Origin of the sequence: Deinococcus betulae (genome assembly GCF_020166395.1) — a bacterium.
Classification (GTDB): Bacteria; Deinococcota; Deinococci; order Deinococcales; family Deinococcaceae; genus Deinococcus; species Deinococcus betulae.
The window spans coordinates 48,289-65,811 of sequence record NZ_JAIQXU010000012.1; the positions used below are offsets into that span (position 1 = coordinate 48,289).

The 17,523-nt window shown below is 67.8% G+C and carries 16 protein-coding genes and 1 tRNA gene; 7 read left to right on the forward strand and 10 right to left on the reverse strand.

What is annotated here, in order from left to right; all coding sequences use genetic code 11:
• Positions 1-705: 705 nt before the first annotated feature.
• Positions 706-966: a hypothetical protein gene (locus K7W42_RS10685; protein WP_157458764.1), complete on the reverse strand. Its 261-nt coding sequence runs from the start codon at positions 964-966 to the stop codon at positions 706-708.
• A gap of 219 nt (positions 967-1,185) precedes the next feature.
• On the opposite strand from K7W42_RS10685, the gene K7W42_RS10690 reads away from it, so the two are divergent.
• Complete coding sequence (locus K7W42_RS10690) at positions 1,186-2,121, forward strand: hypothetical protein (RefSeq protein ID WP_224574531.1); 936 nt, start codon at positions 1,186-1,188, stop codon at positions 2,119-2,121.
• Positions 2,114-3,205, forward strand: coding sequence for a [LysW]-lysine hydrolase (locus tag K7W42_RS10695; RefSeq protein ID WP_224574533.1), 1,092 nt, complete (start codon positions 2,114-2,116; stop codon positions 3,203-3,205). Before K7W42_RS10690 ends, K7W42_RS10695 begins: the two co-directional genes overlap by 8 nt.
• Before the next feature lie 365 nt (positions 3,206-3,570).
• Here K7W42_RS10695 and K7W42_RS10700 read toward each other — a convergent pair whose 3' ends face one another.
• Genes K7W42_RS10700 through K7W42_RS10710 form a run of 3 tightly spaced genes read right to left on the reverse strand, consistent with a single transcriptional unit; the run spans position 3,571 to position 5,221 of the window.
• Complete coding sequence (locus tag K7W42_RS10700; RefSeq protein ID WP_198170525.1) at positions 3,571-3,729, reverse strand: hypothetical protein; 159 nt, start codon at positions 3,727-3,729, stop codon at positions 3,571-3,573.
• Between the two features lie 47 nt (positions 3,730-3,776).
• Complete coding sequence (locus K7W42_RS10705) at positions 3,777-5,075, reverse strand: MFS transporter (RefSeq protein ID WP_224574534.1); 1,299 nt, start codon at positions 5,073-5,075, stop codon at positions 3,777-3,779.
• The gene (locus tag K7W42_RS10710) at positions 5,072-5,221 is read right to left on the reverse strand and encodes a hypothetical protein (RefSeq protein ID WP_224574537.1); all 150 of its coding nucleotides are present in this window, start codon (positions 5,219-5,221) and stop codon (positions 5,072-5,074) included. The genes K7W42_RS10705 and K7W42_RS10710 overlap by 4 nt, the downstream gene beginning before the upstream one ends.
• 174 nt (positions 5,222-5,395) lie before the next feature.
• Between K7W42_RS10710 and K7W42_RS10715 the strand changes: the two genes are divergently transcribed.
• Positions 5,396-6,478 carry a C40 family peptidase gene (locus tag K7W42_RS10715; protein WP_224574539.1) on the forward strand — a complete coding sequence of 361 codons (1,083 nt, stop codon included), beginning with the start codon at positions 5,396-5,398 and terminating at the stop codon, positions 6,476-6,478.
• 137 nt (positions 6,479-6,615) lie between these two features.
• Here K7W42_RS10715 and K7W42_RS10720 read toward each other — a convergent pair whose 3' ends face one another.
• The gene (locus tag K7W42_RS10720) at positions 6,616-6,840 is read right to left on the reverse strand and encodes a transcriptional regulator (protein ID WP_157458757.1); all 225 of its coding nucleotides are present in this window, start codon (positions 6,838-6,840) and stop codon (positions 6,616-6,618) included.
• A gap of 275 nt (positions 6,841-7,115) precedes the next feature.
• Here K7W42_RS10720 and murA point away from each other — a divergent pair, with 275 nt between their 5' ends.
• The gene (murA, locus tag K7W42_RS10725; RefSeq protein ID WP_157458756.1) at positions 7,116-8,393 is read left to right on the forward strand and encodes a UDP-N-acetylglucosamine 1-carboxyvinyltransferase; all 1,278 of its coding nucleotides are present in this window, start codon (positions 7,116-7,118) and stop codon (positions 8,391-8,393) included.
• Between the two features lie 215 nt (positions 8,394-8,608).
• On the opposite strand, the gene K7W42_RS10730 is transcribed toward murA, so the two are convergent.
• The 4 genes from K7W42_RS10730 to K7W42_RS10745 form a co-directional block, all read right to left on the reverse strand.
• Positions 8,609-9,064, reverse strand: coding sequence for a hypothetical protein (locus K7W42_RS10730; RefSeq protein WP_157458755.1), 456 nt, complete (start codon positions 9,062-9,064; stop codon positions 8,609-8,611).
• 302 nt (positions 9,065-9,366) lie between these two features.
• A complete protein-coding gene (locus K7W42_RS10735; protein ID WP_224574540.1) occupies positions 9,367-10,359 on the reverse strand; it encodes an MBL fold metallo-hydrolase in 993 nt (330 codons plus the stop codon).
• An 87-nt stretch (positions 10,360-10,446) separates the two neighbouring features.
• Positions 10,447-11,373 (reverse strand): PEGA domain-containing protein, encoded by a 927-nt coding sequence (locus K7W42_RS10740; RefSeq protein WP_224574542.1) that lies wholly within the window; start codon positions 11,371-11,373, stop codon positions 10,447-10,449.
• A 129-nt stretch (positions 11,374-11,502) separates the two neighbouring features.
• Entirely contained in the window at positions 11,503-12,075 is a 573-nt protein-coding gene (locus tag K7W42_RS10745) for a hypothetical protein (protein WP_224574544.1), read from the reverse strand.
• A 133-nt stretch (positions 12,076-12,208) separates the two neighbouring features.
• Here K7W42_RS10745 and K7W42_RS10750 point away from each other — a divergent pair, with 133 nt between their 5' ends.
• On the forward strand, positions 12,209-13,870 hold the full coding sequence (locus K7W42_RS10750; RefSeq protein WP_224574546.1) for an outer membrane protein assembly factor BamB family protein: 1,662 nt from the start codon (positions 12,209-12,211) through the stop codon (positions 13,868-13,870).
• A 52-nt stretch (positions 13,871-13,922) separates the two neighbouring features.
• Here the strand turns inward: K7W42_RS10750 and K7W42_RS10755 are convergent.
• A tRNA-Ala gene (locus tag K7W42_RS10755) sits at positions 13,923-13,998 on the reverse strand.
• A 99-nt stretch (positions 13,999-14,097) separates the two neighbouring features.
• On the opposite strand from K7W42_RS10755, the gene guaB reads away from it, so the two are divergent.
• Positions 14,098-15,603, forward strand: coding sequence for an IMP dehydrogenase (gene guaB, locus K7W42_RS10760; RefSeq protein ID WP_224574548.1), 1,506 nt, complete (start codon positions 14,098-14,100; stop codon positions 15,601-15,603).
• Positions 15,604-15,802: 199 nt separating this feature from the next.
• On the forward strand, positions 15,803-17,371 hold the full coding sequence (locus K7W42_RS10765) for an HD domain-containing phosphohydrolase (RefSeq protein WP_224574550.1): 1,569 nt from the start codon (positions 15,803-15,805) through the stop codon (positions 17,369-17,371).
• Positions 17,372-17,523 lie beyond the last annotated feature (152 nt).

Genomic DNA, 17,523 nt, shown 5'->3' on the forward strand with positions numbered 1-17,523 from the left:
GCTGGCCCTTAGGGCGTTCCCCCAGAGTGATGGAGGGTCGTCACCATCGGCTGCTCTGGGTTCCGCAGTGAGCTGGTGCATCTGGGCATTCGCCTGAGCAGTCAGTGCGTAGGCCACCCGACAGATTCGCGGCGCCCAGCGCCCCTCTAGGCTGCTGCTCATGCCGAGCAAGCGACGAACAGCACAGCGCCAGACCAATCTCGTGAGGTCGTGGCGAGAAGCCTGGGCGAAAGTTGGGCAGGGGCTGGGGAATGTTGGCGTCGCTCTGAATGGCTTGTTCGGTCAGGGCACACTGCCGCCACCACTCACACCACCTGTCCATCGCTGGAGTGCGCCGCCCCTGCCTGAAGACGAGCTGAGCAGCGCTTTCCGCCGCGTTCAACAGGGAGATCACCCGAGGCCGGAACAGGCTGCGGCTCCGGAAGAATCAGGTCCATCGTCTGAAGAGCGTCAGCCCACGCCTCAATCAGGCCATTAGTAGCGAGGGGTCATCGGTCATTTACTGGCAGCAAGTCAGATGGGCCACCCTCTAGGCCAGAGCGTCCCAGGGAAGTGGCCGACACGGTGACCGGGGCTGGGCAGCACCATGAGACAGCTATAGATATAGAACACAGAGGCGTCAGAGGCTCTCTCGCCTGACGCCTCCGTGTCCTGGACATAAGAAGGACCGGGCAGTTCAAGGCCCAGTCCTGCGGTCACGTGTGCCTACACTTCTTCGCTGCTGTCGCGGTTGGTGACGGTGCGGCCGTCGTCGGCGCCGCCGCTCTGGTCAATCAGAACGTCGGGGCGAATCACGGCGGGCACCCCCGAGGTCGTGCCGTTGACCACGGCCGGCACCACCGCCGCCTCGGCCCGGCGCACCGCCTCGCCCTCGCGGGGGTCGTTGGTCAGGTTGCCGCTTTCCTGCTCGATTTCCTCCACGCTTTTGCCAAGGGGTGCAGCGCCGTACCGGGCGTCGTCTGTCATGAGGGCAGTGTGCGTCTCCTTGGGGCGCAGCGGGGTGAGAGGGCCGGCGAATTCTCTTCATGCCGCCCATGAGACGCGCCTCCAGCCGCTGTTCATGCGCGTGCCCAGCGTGGGCACGCGGGGGCCGGGGGCAGGTATGCTGTGCGGGTTAAACGGCGTGTGGCGGCCCGCTTCCGGCATCCAGCTGAGAAGAGGCCGCGCCGCGCCGGGGAGGACTTCATGACCCAGCGTGTCCCAAGTGAGCGCGCCCTGCAAGCCGTGCAGGCCGCCGGAATGACCGAGCCGCCCCTGTCGGCCCTAGAACGCGACGACGCGCTGTTTGCCCTGACGGCCGCCACACTGCTGTATCAGGACGGCGCCGGCACCCGCCGCGTGACCCTGCGCGACCTGACCCGCATTCACAGCGACCAGGAAGGCCTGCTGCGGGTCGAAACCCCGGCCGGGACCGCCCTGACAGCCAGTCTGCTGGGCTTTGATCCGGCGGGCGTGCAGGCGTTTTTCGGGCAGGTGCGCGACGCCACCGCCCGCGCCAAGGAGCAGCCGACCACGCCGCTGCCCCAGGCGGGCGGCGCCAAGACCTTTGCGCCCAAATCGGTGACATCGGCGGCGCAGGTGGCGCCCACGCCTGCGCCGGTCCGGCCCGCTCCCCCTGAGCCGGCGCCCACCCTGTCTAAAGCGCCTCAGCCTGAACCTGCCGCGTCTCCCAAGACGGCGCCGGTGCCAGCGGTGGCCCCCGCAGACCCTGCACCGGCCGAGCGCCCAGCCACGCCGGTCGTGATTTCCTCGTCGGGGTTCAGTCCCAGCCGCACCGAGCCGCGTCCGGCCACCACCGCTGCCCCAACCACCGAGCCGGTCCCGTCGCCGGGGCTGCTCCTGCGTGGGTCGGCGGGGGCGGCGGCGGCCCTGTTCCGGCAGGCCGAGGTGGTGGCTGGCCTGACCGGGCGCCTGCGCGTGCTGGGGGCCTTGCTGTTTTTGGGCGCGGTGGCGTTGGCGTTTTTTCAATTTCAGGCGGGCGAGCGGCTGGGCGGGTTGTGGACCCTGCTGGCCGGCGGTGTGGGCACCATCGCCCTGATGGCCCTGGCGGACCTGGCGCGGCTGCTGGCCCTGCTGGCGCGCGCCTCGGGTGAGGGGGCCGGCGTGATGGACGTTGAGTGACCCGCTAACCGCCGCTGCCCGCGAGTTGGTCACGCAGGCAGTGGCCATTCCCTCGCTGTCCGGGCAGGAAGTTGCGCTGGCCGAATACCTGCGTGACTGGATGACGGCGCGCGGCTTCACCGCCCACATTGATGAGGCCGGCAACGCCGTGGGTGAACGGGGGCAGGGGCCGCTGACCGTGGCGCTTTTAGGCCACATGGACACCGTGCCGGGTGACATTCCGGTGCGGGTCGAAGGGAACGTGCTGCACGGGCGCGGCAGTGTGGACGCCAAGGGGTCGCTGTGTGCCTTTCTGGCGGCGGTGGCGGCCCTGCCCGCCGAGGCCCTGGCGGCGGCGCGTTTCGTGGTGGTGGGCGCCACCGAGGAAGAGGCCCCAAGCAGCCGCGGCGCTCATCACATCGCGCGCCGCCTGACGCCAGATGTGGTCCTTATTGGTGAACCCAGCGGCTGGGAAGGGCTGACCCTGGGTTACAAGGGGCGGCTGGTGGTCCGGGCGTCGGCGGAATGCGGCAACTTCCATACGGCGGGCGAGGGCCACAGCGCCGGGGATGACCTGACCGAAGCGTGGTTTCGGGTGCGGGCCTGGGCGGCGCAGGCCGGCGAGCCGGGCAGCATTTACGGCAGCGTGCAGGCCACGGTGCAGGCGCTGCACTCTGACAGCGACGGGCTGACCCAGCGCGCCGAGGGCACCTTCGGTCTGCGGTTGCCGCCTGCTGTGCCGCCGGCCGAGGCCGAGGCGGACCTCCGCACGCTGCTGGCCGACCTCAGCAGGGTGTCGCTGACATTTGTGGGTCACGAGAGTGCCGTGCGTTACCCCAAAGACAACGCCCTGACCCGCGCCCTGCGGGTGGCGATCCGGGCGCAGGGCGGTTCGCCCGTCTTTAAGGTCAAGACCGGCACCAGCGACATGAACGTGGTGGCCCCGCACTGGCCGGTGCCCACCCTGGCGTATGGCCCCGGCGACAGCGCCCTGGACCATACGCCCGACGAGCACCTGGACCTGGCTGAATATGACCGCGCTGTGGCGGTGCTGACCACCGCCCTGACCCGGCTGGCCCTGGGAGCGGCGCCGCTGCCCAGCTGATCCTTGAAGTGGGGAGAAAACTTCGGGGGGTGTCTTCCTGCGTTCGCCTCAGGCCGGACCAGAGCTGCAAAAGAGAATGATGCTGGCTCTGATGCAGCTCAGCTGGGCGCCTATTCTCTAGTTTCAGGTTGAGTTCGTCTCGCTCGTTCACACTAGGAAAACGCCGTTTTGCGGAATTCGCTCTGCTGCTGTTCGCTCTCCGACGAAGTTCTCCCAGGTTGCAGCGCCACTTCTTGGGTCTATTCGGTTTGAACCGGCGGGCTGACCGCTTTGGTCAGTGTTGGTCACATGCCTGCTCAACAACACGCCGCCGCTGAAGAATTGGACTTCAGCGGCGGCGTGGGCCGGTGGGGAAGACCCCTGGCTCAGATAAACAGGGGTGCGTCAGGGTCGTCGGGCAGGGGGCGGTCTTTGCGGGCCAGCAGCGCGGCGGTCGTACCAATCCCGATGATCGCGCCCAGGGCAATCACGAAGAGCGCCCAGGTGATGCGGGCGTGCGAATCAGGGCGGCGGTCTGAAACCATAACGGCAGAATATCAGCCTCCCTTGTCACGCGGCCTTTGCACCCTGTTCAGACTGCCGGGCGTCCCTGAGCGGCGTCTGTGCCGGTCAGACGGCGCGGCAGGCGTCCCCACAGCGCCAGCAGGGCAAGGAGCCCCAGCCCGGTCAGCACCAGGAGACCCCAGCGCGGTCCCAGGAGGCCTTCCCGGCTAATCAGGGTGCTGGCGATCAGGGCGCCGGGCGGGCCCATGCCCACCAGCACAAAGGAATACAGGCTCATGACGCGCCCGCGCAGGGCGTCGGGGATGGTCAGCTGCACAGTGCTATTGGCGCTGACCAGCAGGCTCAGCATGCCAAAGCCGCAGGCGGCCAGCACTGGAAAGGCCAGCACCGGCCCCGGTGTCAGGGCCAGAAGTGCGGCGCTGACCAGCAAGATGGCGGCCCCCACCCGCAGGTTGCGCAGGGGATTGGGCCGGCTGGCCTGCCACAGTGCCCCGGCCATCGCGCCGATCCCAAAGGCGGCGGACAGCGCCCCGAAGGTGGCTTCCCGCGCGTTAAACACCACACGGGCGTAATAGGGAATGATGACATTAAAGTTGATGATGGTCAGGCTCAGTGCCCCCACCAGCAGCATCACGTCACGCACGGCGGGGGTGCCGCGTACGTAGCGCAGTCCCTCTTTGATGTCGTCGGTCATGCGGCCACGCACGCCCTGTTCGCGCTCGGGAAAGGGCAGGGTGGCAATGACATACAGCACCACGAAAAACGAAGCCACATTCAGGTAAAAGGGCAGCGCCAGCCGGGCCACATTGTCGGTGTTGCCCCCAGCCAGCAGACTGACGCCCAGCGCCGCCACCACCCCAAACAGCGCCTGGCCCAGGGTGCGGCTCACGTTAAACGACAGGCTGTTCAGCGCCACCGCGTTGGGCACGTCGCTGCGCGGCACAAAGTCCACGACCATGCTCTGGCGGGCCGGCATGTCAAAGGCGTTGGCCACGCCGCCCACGAAGGCAATCAGCATGACCAGCGGTAAGGTCACGACGCCCAGGTGCGTGGTGACCGCCAGCGCCGTGGCCGTCAGCAGCAGGGTGATCTGTGTGGCCAGCAGCACCTGCCGCCGGGGCACCCGGTCAATCACGGCTCCGGCGAACAGCGACAGCAGCAGGCTGGGGGTAAACTGCGCCACCGTCACCCAGCCCAGCGCCGCGCTGGACCCGCCCGACAGTTCCAGCACCAGATACTGCTGCGCGGTGGCCTGCATCCACGACCCCACCAGCGACAGCAGCTGCGAAAACCAGTAGCGCCGATAGTTCGGGTGCTGCAGCGCACTGAAGGTCCGGGAGCGCCAGGCCTGAAAGCCAGCCGTCACGCGCCCAGGTCCAGCAGGGGCCAGGCGCGCGCCACCGGGGCCACCTTGATGCCTGGCCCTGCCGCCTGCCCTCTGGGGGTCACACGCGGCCCCTCGGCCGACCTCTGTTTCAGACGTTCACTGCCTGCCCGGCGCCTTTTTCTCACGCGCCCACCATACGCCTGCGGCTGGCGGCAACCGTGTGCGGGGTTCCACCCACTGGCCTAGTGTCCGGGAGGCTTGCACCGGTCAGGGGCGCGTGTTACGGTGCTCTGGTTACGTTCCTGTGATTGTCTTGATGCGCCTCTCATGGGCGCCCTGTGCTTCTGTGCCCTGACCTGATGAGCCTGCCTTCCTGTCCCTTGCCTGCCCTGCGCGCCGCCCTGCTGGCGGGCTTGCTGCTGGGCGCTGGGGCCCAGGCGCAGGGAACTGGCAGCGCCGACCTGCGCGGTCAGGCCAGCGTCACAGTGCAGGCAGGAGACACGGCTTATGGCCTCGCGCGCCGCGCGGGCCTGACCCTGGACGCCCTACTAACCCTGAACAACCTGAGCAGTTCCGCCCTGAAGGTGGGGCAGGTGCTGCGCCTGCGGCCTCCAGAGGCGCCTGCGCTAACGCCGCCGCCCCTGCTGTCGGCGCAGGCACTGCCCACCCAGATCAGCGCCGCGCCGGCCCTGGCCAGTCAGGCCCATCTGGTGCAACCCGGCGACACCCTGTATGCCCTGGCCCGCCGCTATGGGGTCACAGTGGACAGCCTGCTGGCAGCGAACGCCCTGCCCGTCGGCGCCACGCTGAAGGCCGGGCAGGTGCTGAAATTGCCGCTGGCGTCAGCCAGTCCTGCTCCGGCGGCGGGCCCAGGCGTCTCTGGCATCGGCGGCTCGCCGTTCTTGCCGGGTGCCCCTGTCCCCGCCGCGCCGACCGTGCAGCCCGGCGCACCCATGCCCCGCGCTGGCCTACCCGGCGAGCCGGGACATGACGTAGTAGCGGCCCCGGCGCTGGTGGACCCGCCAGCCCTGTCATCCCCTTTCCCGCTCCCCGAGTGGCGCCGCGCCGCGCTGGCCCTGCTGGACACTCCCTATGCGTACGGCGGCACGACCCGCACCGGCACCGATTGCAGCGGCTTTGTGCTGCAGGTCTTTACGCCTCTGGGTTTTGCCCTGCCGCGCACCAGCGCCGAGCAGGCGCGCGTGGGGACTGCCGTGGCCTCCAGCGACCTGCAACCCGGCGACCTGGTGTTTTTTGACACCGAAGGCGGCGGCCGTGTGTCGCATGTGGGCATCTACCTGGGAGACGATCAGTTTGTCAGTGCCAACAGCTATCAGGGCCGCGTCACGGTGGACAGCTTGCTGACCGACCGGTACTGGGCCCCGCGTTTTCTGCAAGGCCGCCGGATTCTGGACGCCCCACTGGCATCCGCTCGTCCCTGACCGATCAATGGAAAAGGCGGCCTGCTCTGGCCTGGCCGCCCTATAAATCCTTATGTTTTGCCGTTCACCGAATGGGCTTAGACGAACTTCGGTCAATCTGCCTGGCTTCACCAGATACAAGTGAGACTTAGACGCCCTTAAGGCTCGTCACTCAGGTCTTCGGTCTCTAGAATGGCCCGGTATTCCTCGATGTTCTCGCCCTCACCCAGTTCGCGGGCAATTTTCTCGATGGCCAGGCGCACCACTTCACTTTTGCTAATCAGTCGTTCGGGGCTGGACAGTTCGTAAGCGGTGCGGGTCAGCAGAGCGTCCTGCTCGTCGCTAATCACCACCTGCAACCGTTTGCGTTCCTTCTTGGGCATGACTCTCCTGAAGAGTGGGACGCGGACACCTGCTCACCGGCAGAAAGTGAAGTGCTGGGGCGGGCTTCGCAGCGGCAGCGTATCACGCACGGTGAGGCGCCTCAACATGAGCCTCATGGTCAGCGCCGGCGCATGGCCCGCCTCATCCGCCGGGCAGGCCCAGCCTGTATGGTCGCTCTGGACACACGTTGAGGTAGATGTGTAACATGCACCAGTACTGCGCACGCCTCTCGGCGCTGGTCCGCGACTTCTCCCACCCAAGGATGACCCCACCCATGCAATTGACCCCACTGCACCTTCAGGGAGGCCGCGAACTGCGCGGCGAAATCGCCGTTCAGGGCAGCAAGAATGCCGCGCTGCCCATTATTGTTGCCAGCCTCCTGAGCCGCGAAAAGGTCACGCTGCACGGCGTGCCGCGCCTGAGCGACGTTCACACCATTCTGGAACTGCTGGCGCACCTGGGCACCCAGCACGTCTGGGCCGGCGACAACACCCTGGAACTGCACACCCCCGAGATTCTGAACACCGACGCGCCCTACGCCCTGGTGAGCAAGATGCGCGCCAGTTTTATCGTGCTGGGCGCCATTCTGGCACGCGCTGGACAGGCCACGGTGTCTATGCCGGGCGGCTGCGCCTGGGGCCCGCGCCCAGTGGACCAGCACGTCAAGGCGCTGCGGGCGCTGGGCGCCGAGATCACCGAAGACGCCGGCAACTTTGACGCCCGGCGCAGCGGGAGCCTGAGCGGTCACTTCATTTTCGAGCTGCTGACGGTGGGCGGCACCCACAACGCCATCCTGGCGAGCGTGCTGGGTGACGGCGTGGTCACGCTGGAAAACGCCTCGATTGACACCGATGTCGTGGAACTGGTGGGCTTCCTGAACAGCATGGGCGCCGATATTCAGGGCGCGGGCACCAATATCCTGACCATCCGGGGCGTGCCCAGCCTGCGCGGCGGCGAATACACGGTGATTCCCGACCGTATCGAGGCCGGCACGTTCATGATGCTGGCGGCAGCCACCCGCAGCCGCCTGACGGTGACCAACGTGCGCCCGGAGCACCTGCGCGCCGTCACCGGCAAGTTGCAGGAAATGGGCGTGGAGATTCTGGAAAGCGGCACCAGCCTGGTGGTGGACGCGCGCGGCCGCGACCTGAAGCCGGTCAATATCACCACCCAGAGCTACCCCGGCTTTCCCACCGACCTTCAGCCGCAGATGAGCGCCCTGCTGGCGACCGTCGCCGGCACCAGCGTGGTGCAGGACCCGGTGTATCCCGACCGCCTGACCCATGTGGCCGAACTGCACCGGATGGGGGCCAACATCACCGTCAGCGGCTACACCCAGGTGATTCAGGGTGGACCGCTGCGCGCCGCGCCGGTCAAGGCTGCCGACCTGCGTGCTGGTGCCGCCCTGTTCATCGCCGGCCTGACCTGCGAGGGCGAGACCGTCATTGACGGCGTGCAGTACCTCAACCGGGGGTACGAGCGCCTGGCCGACCGCCTGCGCGGCGTGGGAGCCAACGTGGCCCAGAACGACCTCGCGCTGGCGATGGACTAAAGCCCAACGGGCAAGGGCGCCCCGGCAAATCAGCCAGGGGCGCTTTCGTTTGGTTCTGATACGGACCCCGACCCTTCTCAAGCAAACTGCCGGGTGGAATCCGAGCGGACTTGGAAAGCCGCGCAGCAGGGCGAACAGGAGAGGGTACGGATTGCCACGAGATGGAAGCGCAGAGGTGCCTTTCCTTGCTGTGCTTCAACTCAGCGGAAGGCGTACTACGCGCTGATGCCCTTGCTGCCGTGCAGCGTCCGTTCCACGGCGTCCGTGACCTCGCGCTCAAAGCGGCGCAGATGTTCGCGCAGGCGGTCCAGTTCGGGGGCGCCCAGGTCGGGCAGCCACAGCACGCTCCGGCCCAGCACGGCAAAGGTCAGCGGCGCGCCCTCGTCCAGGTCATCTTCATCCACGGGGTCCAGGTTCAGGGCGCCGTAATCCAGGCCCTGGTTGAGCAGGTTCATGCCCATCAGGATGTCTGGGAGGCTATCTTCCTCGACATACAGGTCAAGGTCAAGGTGCAGGCGCACCACCACGCCGCCCTGCGGGTCGGCCTCGGCAAACAGGGCCACGCGCGTCTCACCGTCCTGCACCAGAGCGCCGTCCTCGACCGCTTCGACGGTCAGACCACTCTGTTGCAGCGCCGTCATGATGCGCCGCAGTTCCGTTGAAGCTGTCATGCGCCGGAGTATAGAGCGCCCCTGCGCTGGGTCATGGTCAGGTGCGCACGGTCAGCCGGAGCGGTCAGAGGCATCTGGGGCACGAACGAGCTGTGCGTCAGGCGGTGTTGTGGCCCACGCCGCTGTTCAGCCCTACAGCAATCGAATGAAGGTAACCAGGGCTGAAGTTGATGCCGTGCTCAGCGCAGCAGCGCGGCTCAGGGACAACACCAATGAGCCGAAGAGACTCCTCAAGCGGCAAAATGGGCCAGCCAAGGTCATGCTTCTGCACTGACCCAGAAGAACAAAGGGCGTATGTTCCTTTAAGCGTGGTAGACCCAGGCGCCCTGGTCTTCCTGCCAGGTGCGGTAGAGCTGCCCCAGCAGCCGCAGATGTTCGAGGTGGGCCAGGGTTTCGGCCAGGGCAAAGCGGCGCCCACTGATGTTCAGGTCGCGTGGAAACATGGCCAGCGACAGGTCATACGCGGTGCGCGGCGCACTGGCGGCCTGGGCCGCCATAAAGTCCAGGCGCTCGTGGTGATGGGCGCGCAGTTCGCGGGCGCGGGCCTGCACGCCGATCATCAGCGGGCCGTGGTGACCCACCACCGCGCGGGCCGGGTTCAGGGCTTCCAGTTTGCCCAACGTTTGCAGGTAGTCGCCCAGGGGGTCAGGGCGGGTGTAGGCGTACAGGCCCACATTCGGGCTGATGCGCGGCAGGATGGCGTCTCCGGCAATCAGGACGCTGTCCTGTTCGCTCCAGAGCCCCAGGTGCCCGTCAGCGTGGCCGGGCAGCCACAGCACCTCCCAGGGGCGGCCAGAGAGCGTGACCTCCTGGCCCTCACGCAGCGGCTGCACGCGCCCGGCGGGCTGCACCCGCTCACGTGTGCGGCGGCTGTCAGCTTCTAGGGTGGCCAGAGTTTCAGGCGGCAGGCCGTGGTCGCGCAGGTGTTTGATGTGGCCCGGCAGCCACTCTTCCCACAGGTGCCAGTAACGTTCTCCCCGGCCAATCTCGACATCCAGCATGAAGACGGCGGCGCCGCTACGTTCCTCGACCACCCCGGCCAGGCCATAGTGGTCCGGGTGATGGTGCGTGATGACGACGCGGTCTATATCCGGCCAGTGCAGCCCCAGGGCGGCCAGGCCGGCCTCAATGGCAGCCCGCGCCTCGGGGGTATCCAGGGCAGTGTCAATCATGGTGACGGGGCCGCCCGGCGGGGCGTCCAGCAGCACCGTCACAAAGCCCATGGGGTAGGGAATGGGCACCTGAAGGGCGTACAGGTCGTTCAGCACCGGCGTGAGGAGGGAAGGGGCGCTCATGCCCGGCAGGCTAGCACCGCGTCTGGGGCACCTGAGGAGGTCGCCGCTCAGCCCTGGGTGAACGGAGCTGAGCGGGCCGCGCCGTCCTTAGCGCACGATGCAGGTGTAGGCCCCCGCCGTCAGCGCACACTCGACCAGGCTGACCTGCGCGTCGCTGACCCGCACCAGCAGGGCCTGGGCACTCAGGGCGCGGTCGCGCGGCGTCACGTTGACCGCCAGCACGCCAGGGCGCACGCTCAGGTCCAGGGGTTGTCCTGGCAGTGCGGCGCCCACCACTTGCCGCTCCACACTCACCTCGGCGGCAACGGGGCTTTGTACGCGCAGGGTCCCGGCCAGCGGGCGCAGGGTCAGGTCAACCTGGGTGACGCGGTCCCCGCTCACAGTGACGCGCTGCGTGGCCGGACGGTAACCCTCGCGCGCCGCACTGACCTCCAGGGAACCGGGTGGCAGGTCATTCAGGTCCAGCGGCGCGGTGCCGGCCAGGCGGCCCCCCACCCGGAGCTGAGTGCCGGGCACATTGGTGGTCACGCGCAGGCTGCCCAGGCGTTCGGCCCGGTAAACGGTGGTGGCGACGGTGTAGGCGCTGCGGGGCGCCGCGCTGGTGGCCTGCTCGACCGCCCGCGCCACCTCGTTCACGCTGCGCGCGTCCCTGACGCCCTGCAAGTTCAGCGGCCCCAGACTGGCCACCGTGAACACCTGGGTAAACCCCTCGGCCGGGGGCAGCGGCAGGCGGGTGGCCTGGCCCGGCACAGTCGTGACCGTTTCACTGAGCGCCGCGCCGCCGCTGGGCGGCACCACAATCGCCGTCACCTGGGCCGTGCGGTCGGTCTGAACGATCAGGCCGCCGGGCCCCGGCACCCGGTAAAGGTTGGATTCACCTGTGATGGGGCGCAGGGGCGGGGTGTCCAGCGCGGCGCTCAGGCGCACCCCGGCGTCGGGGTTGGCGCGCAGGGGGGCGGGGACACAACTGCTCAGCAGACCGCCAAGGGCGAGAAAGACCGCAAGCCGTTTCATGGTTTCAGGGTAAGGCGGCCCAGACCCGGCGCGGAAGAGAGCGCCTGACGAGACCTTGAACTTCTGGCTGTCACAGCACACCCGCCCGGCACACTGGGCACCGGGCGGGCAAGGCTAAAGAAGAGTTCTTTACTGCAGGCGCTGCATGATGGCCTGGAGGCTGGCGCTGTCGGCCCAGCTCATGCCCTTGTCCACGTACATGCGGGCCATGGTGGTGTCGCCGCGCTGCAGGGCCAGGTACGCCAGTTTGGCCGCGCTGAGGGAAGCCCACTGCTTTTCCTGGTCGGTCAGGTCACCCAGACGGGTCCAGGCGTTGTAGGCGTTGATCCACCACTGGGTCTTGGTGTACAGCTGGGCCAGGTAGGCGCTGTAGTCACGGTTGCCCGCTTCCATGCTGGCGGCGTAGTACGCCGAATCCACAGAGGCCTTCCAGAGCGTGCGGTCATAGAAGGGCACGGGGTACGCCACGTCGGCCTGCACCGCGTATTCCTGCGCCTTGGCGAAGTTATCACTGGCGCTCATGGTCATCGGGCCCGACATTTCCATGGTGTCGGTGGTCGTCGTGGTGGTCTCCATGGTCGTGTCCGTGGTGGTTTCGGTGGTGGTCTCCGTGGTGGCCGGTGCCGTGTCAGTCGTCGTGGTGTCCTGAGCGGCGGCCAGGCCTGCCAGGGCGAACGCGGTCAGCATGAGAATCTTCTTCATAACAGTTCGCATCTTAGGCCGTACCCTGGGCAGCGTCCATACGCCGCCTCGCGCCAATCCCTGACCGTAAAGGGTCCGTAAAGGAGTACACGTTTAGATGAGGAACAGCCACGTTTTGCCCTTGCTCTCCCTGATGACACTGGCGGTTTTCTCGGGCGCCGCTGCCCAGGGGACCCCCACGTTCGCCGCACCAAAAATTGATGTTTTCAAAGAGCTGCGCGTGATTTCTGGCGTGTCAGTGGGCGCCAGCGGCGACCTGACCTTCGTGGGGTCAGACGCCCGCGTGCACCGCACCGACGCCAAGGGCAGCGAGAAGTGGTCCTTTCTCATGGGGGACCTGGGGCGCGCTTATCCAGTCGTGACGCCGCAGGGCACCACCATTGCCGCTTCTTACGACGATACGGTCTACGCCATTGACGCGGCTGGCAAGCTGCTGTGGAAACTGAAGCTGGACGGCGACATCTTTGCCACGCCCGCCCTGCGGGCCGACGGCAGCGTCGTGGTGGCCACCGCCGGGGGCACCGTTCACGCCATTGACAGCGCGGGCAAGGCGCTCTGGAGTTATAAGGTAGGGGCGCCCGTGTTCAGCAGCCCCGCCGTAGGCGCGGACGGCACCATCTACTTTGGCGCCCAGAACAACCGCATGCACGCCCTGACGCCGGACGGCCGCCTGAAATGGACCTATCTGGCCGGCTCGCTGGTGTTCAGCAGCCCGGCCATCGGCCTGGACGGCAGCGTGTACTTCGGCTCCAGTGACCGCCGCATCTACGCCTTGACCCCCGGTGGTCAGTTGAAATGGCGCGTGCAGACGGGCCTCTTTGTCAATGCCAGCCCCATCATCACCAGTGGTGGTGTGGTCGTCGTGGGCAGTTACGACGGTTCGCTGTACGCCCTGAATTCAGGCGGCGAAACCGAGTGGACCTACAAGGCGGGGGCGGCCATCGCGGCCTCGGCAGTGGAGCTGAGTGACGGCACGGTGGTCGTGCCGGACCTGAGCGGCACCGTGCATGCCGTGGGCAAGGCGGGGCAGGCGCTGTGGCAGATCAAGACGGGCAAGAAGATCGACACCGGCCTGAGCGTCAGCGACCAGGGCAGTCTGTATTTCACGACAGACGGCGGCGGCCTGAACATCATTCAGAAGCAGCGCCCGCTGGCTGTGGGCCCGTGGACGACTTTTCACGCCAGCCCCTCGGCCTGGGGCCGCGTGCCCACGCCCATTGACCTGCAGGCCCAGACCCAGGCCCGGCGCGCGGCGGCCACAGCGGTGCTGGCGGCGCTGCCGCCCGGCACGCCTACGGCGCCGGCCCAGCCCGCGCAGCCGCCAGCGCCCACCCAGGGCACCAAACCGCCCCAGCCTGGGCAACCTGCCGTTCAGCCTGGACCGGCGACTCCTTCCCAGCCGGCGCAGCCCACCCAGCCCGCCGCCCCGGTGCTGACCCCAGCCCAGCAGGCCCAGGCCGCCGCGCGTAAGGCCCGCAGTGAGGCCGGTCAGGTGTGGCTGCCCCTGACCGAAGCGGCCGCTGCGCTGCGCTTGCCCGTGCTGAACGTCACGGCCCGCACCGCCACGCTGCGGGTGGGCACGGCGCGGGTGCCGGTCACCGTGCGGCGCTTTGCCCGCGAGGTGTATGTGCCGCTGGCCGCCCTGAGCGAGCTTCCCGGTGTTCAGGTGCGGCTGGGCCGGGCGCCCGCCGCCGTTCTCCTGAGTGTAGGCGGGCAGCAGATCAGCTTTCCTGTCAATCTGTCTCAGCTCGTTCCGCTGACTGGTCAGGTGGAATACAGCCGCGTGCTGCGGTAGGTTCACAGGTCAAACACAGTCCCGCCGGTTTAGAGCCGGCGGGACTGTCTGTTGGTGGAGTCGAGGGGGATCGAACCCCTGACCTCGTCATTGCGAACGACGCGCTCTCCCAGCTGAGCTACGACCCCAAGAGGCGACCAGGACTGTAGCATGCGCCCGGAAGCCAGCGCAAGCAAATCTGGACACCGCCCTGGCCGGTGCCGAGTGCCAGGGCGTACACTCGCGCCATGAGTGCGCCCGCCACGCCCGCCCCTGCCGCGACCGGCAGCACAGAGGACCGTTTCGCCTACAAATTTGGCCAGGAAGGCATCACCTTCGATGACGTGCTGCTGCAGCCCCGGCACTCTCAGGTGCTGCCGCACGAGGTCAGCTTAGAGGCGCAGCTGACGCGCCGGGTGCGGCTGAATATTCCCTTCGTGTCGGCGGCCATGGACACTGTCACCGAAACCAGTATGGCGGTGGCCCTGGCGCGTGAAGGCGGCATTGGCGTGCTGCACAAGAACATGCCCATTGACGCACAGGCCGAGATGGTACGCAAGGTCAAACGCAGTGAGAGCGGCATGATCGTTGATCCCATCACGCTGCCGCCCCATGCCACGGTGGGCGAGGCAGACCGCCTGATGGGCGAGTACCGCATCAGCGGGGTGCCCGTCACGGACCCGGCGGGCCGGCTGCTGGGCATCATCACCAACCGCGACATGCGCTTTATTGACGACCTCAGCACGCCCATCCGCGACGTGATGACCAGCGAGAACCTGGTCACGGTGCCGGTGGGCACCACCCTGGAAGAAGCCCAGGAGATTTTCAAGCGCCACCGCATCGAAAAACTGCTGGTGGTAGACGGCGAGCAGCTGCGCGGCCTGATTACCATCAAGGACCTGACCAAGCGCGTCAAGTATCCCCGCGCCGCCAAGGACGCGCTGGGCCGCCTGCGCGTGGCCGCCGCCATTGGCGTGGGCGCCGACCTGATGGACCGGGCAGGCGCGCTGGTGCAGGCCGGGGCCGATGTGCTGGTGCTGGACAGCGCCCACGGCCACAGCCAGGGCATTCTGACCGCCCTGGAGCGCGTGAAGAACACCTTTGACGTGGACGTCATTGCCGGAAACGTGGCCACCCGCACCGGAGCGCGCGACCTGATCCTGGCCGGTGCCGACGCGGTCAAGGTGGGGATCGGGCCTGGGTCCATCTGCACCACCCGCGTCGTGACGGGCGTGGGGGTGCCCCAGATCACGGCCATCTTCGAGGCGGCCTCGGCGGCGCTAGAAGCGGGCATTCCCGTGATTGCCGACGGCGGCATCAAGCAGACCGGCGACGTGTCCAAAGCCATTGCGGCCGGCGCCAGCGTGGTCATGATGGGCAGCATGCTGGCCGGCACCGACGAGTCCCCCGGCGAGACGATTCTGCGGGACGGCCGCCGCTACAAGAGCTACCGGGGTATGGGCAGCCTGGGCGCGATGGACCAGGGCAGCGCCGACCGTTATTTCCAGAGCGGCAGCCGCAAGTTTGTGCCCGAGGGTATTGAGGGCATCGTGGCCTACAAGGGCACGGCCGGCGAGGTGATTTATCAGTTCGTGGGCGGCCTGCGCAGTTCCATGGGCTACTGCGGCGCGCCCGACCTCCAGACCCTGCGGGACACGGCGCAGTTCGTGCGGATTACGGGGGCCAGCCTGGTGGAAAGCCACCCCCACAGTGTCACCATTACCAAAGAGGCGCCCAACTACGGGGGCCGGTAACCCTACAGGAGATACCTGAAGAGGCGGTCCTTCCCTAGTGCAGCGGGCGCTGTATGGGGTTGGGGCCGCCTCCAGTGATTCCCTAGCTATTCGGTGGGTCAGTTCGCATGATGCTGTAGAGCATGACCGTCTTGTGTGGCCCTAGCCGGCCGCCGCGCCGGAGCCGCCGGCCGATTCAACTGGGCCGGGCCGGTGTCTGATGCTGCCCTGGCGGGGTCAGCGGGATCCCTTGACCGGGCTGTGGCAGCGTGCCGCCCTGGAGACCCTGCCCCAGCCGGGCCCCGGCGCCCTGGCCCTGGTGGCGGTCAATAGCCTGCAGCACATCAACGAGGAGCGGAGCTGGAAGGCCGGCAACCGGCTGATTCGCGCCGCCGCCCTGCACCTGCGCCGGGCGCTGCCGTCCACTGCCCTGCTGGCGCGCTGGAACGGAGACACGCTGCTGGCCGTCGTGCCGGGGCTGTCCCTGGTGGGCCTGGACCTGCGCCTGTGCGAGCTGCCCCGGCGCGTGCCCACGCCGCTGCCGGACCAGCCCGCCGTGGTGTACGGCCTGAGTGAGTGGCGGGGCGGGGCCGACCTCAGCCGCGCGGTGACGGTGGCCGACCACGACCTGTACCTGGCCAAAGGAGCAGGTGAGGTCTCAACCCAGGCGCTGGGTGAGGAGCGGGGGCTGTTTGATTTCTCGGTGGAGCTGGCCCACCTCACCGATCCCGAGGACATCATCCGGCGTGGTCTGCGCCTGACCCGGCAACTGCTTCAGTTTGAGGGCGCCATCTACACGATTCTGGAAGGCGAGAGCTTCCGGTCGGTCTATCAGGAGACGGACCCGGCGCTCGCGTTCACCACCTTTGAGGTGGGCCGGCTGTATCCGCTGACGGGCCTGGGTCTTCAGGCGGTGCGTGAACGGCGCACGGTGGTCAGCGTGGACCTGCACAACGACCCTCGCACCGCTGGGCGTGCCCGGACCAGCCAGCTGCGCAGCCTGATGGTGACCCCGGTGGAATGTGGCGGCCGGGTGGTGGGGATGCTGGGCCTGTTTCAGATCAGCACCTGGCGGGCCATGCCGCCGCGGGTGCAGCGGGTGCTGGAACTGGCGGCGCTGCGGCTGGGGCACGCCCTGGAACTGAAAGGGGCCGTCTCGGCGGTGCGCCGCACCCTGGAAGGGGGGCTGCTGGGGCTGGGGGTGGCCCTGGAAGCCCGCGACCTGGAAACCCACGGCCACACGCGGCGGGTGGTCGAGGCCAGCGTGCGGCTGGGGCAGGCGCTGGGCCTGGAAGGCGAGACGCTGGATCAGCTGCGTCAGGGGGCCTACCTGCATGACATCGGCAAGCTGTCCATTCCAGATCGCATCCTGCTCAAGCCGAGCCGCCTGACTCCAGAGGAGTGGCGGGTCATGCAGAGCCACGCCCTGACCGGGGCGTCCTTTGCCGCCCACATTCCCTCCCTGTCGGCCGGTGCCCTGCGGGTCATCTGTTCCCACCACGAGCGCTGGGACGGTCAGGGCTATCCCGAGGGGCTGGCCGGCGAGCAGATTCCGCTGCTGGCCCGTATTTTTGCCATCTGCGATGTCTACGACGCCCTGACCAGCGAGCGCCCTTACAAACACGCCTGGACCACCCAGGCCGCCTGCGCTGAAATTGCCGCCCAGGCGGGCCGCCAGTTCGACCCCCAGGTGACGGAAGTTTTTCTGCGTTTAAGTGCCTCTTTGTCTACCTTCTGGGACCTGCGCGCGGAGGCCGCTGACCTCGCGCGGCCGGGTCAAGCCGACTGACCTTAGGCCGGTGGGGAATAGAGACGGGGCGCCGTCTTGCTGGCAGTTCCTGCGTGCCCTGGTGCCTGCGGCGCAGCTTCATCGGTCACATGTGCGCTCTCTGCCCTTTTCCTGGTTTGCACCGTGTTCCCGGAACAGACCCCCGTCAGCGC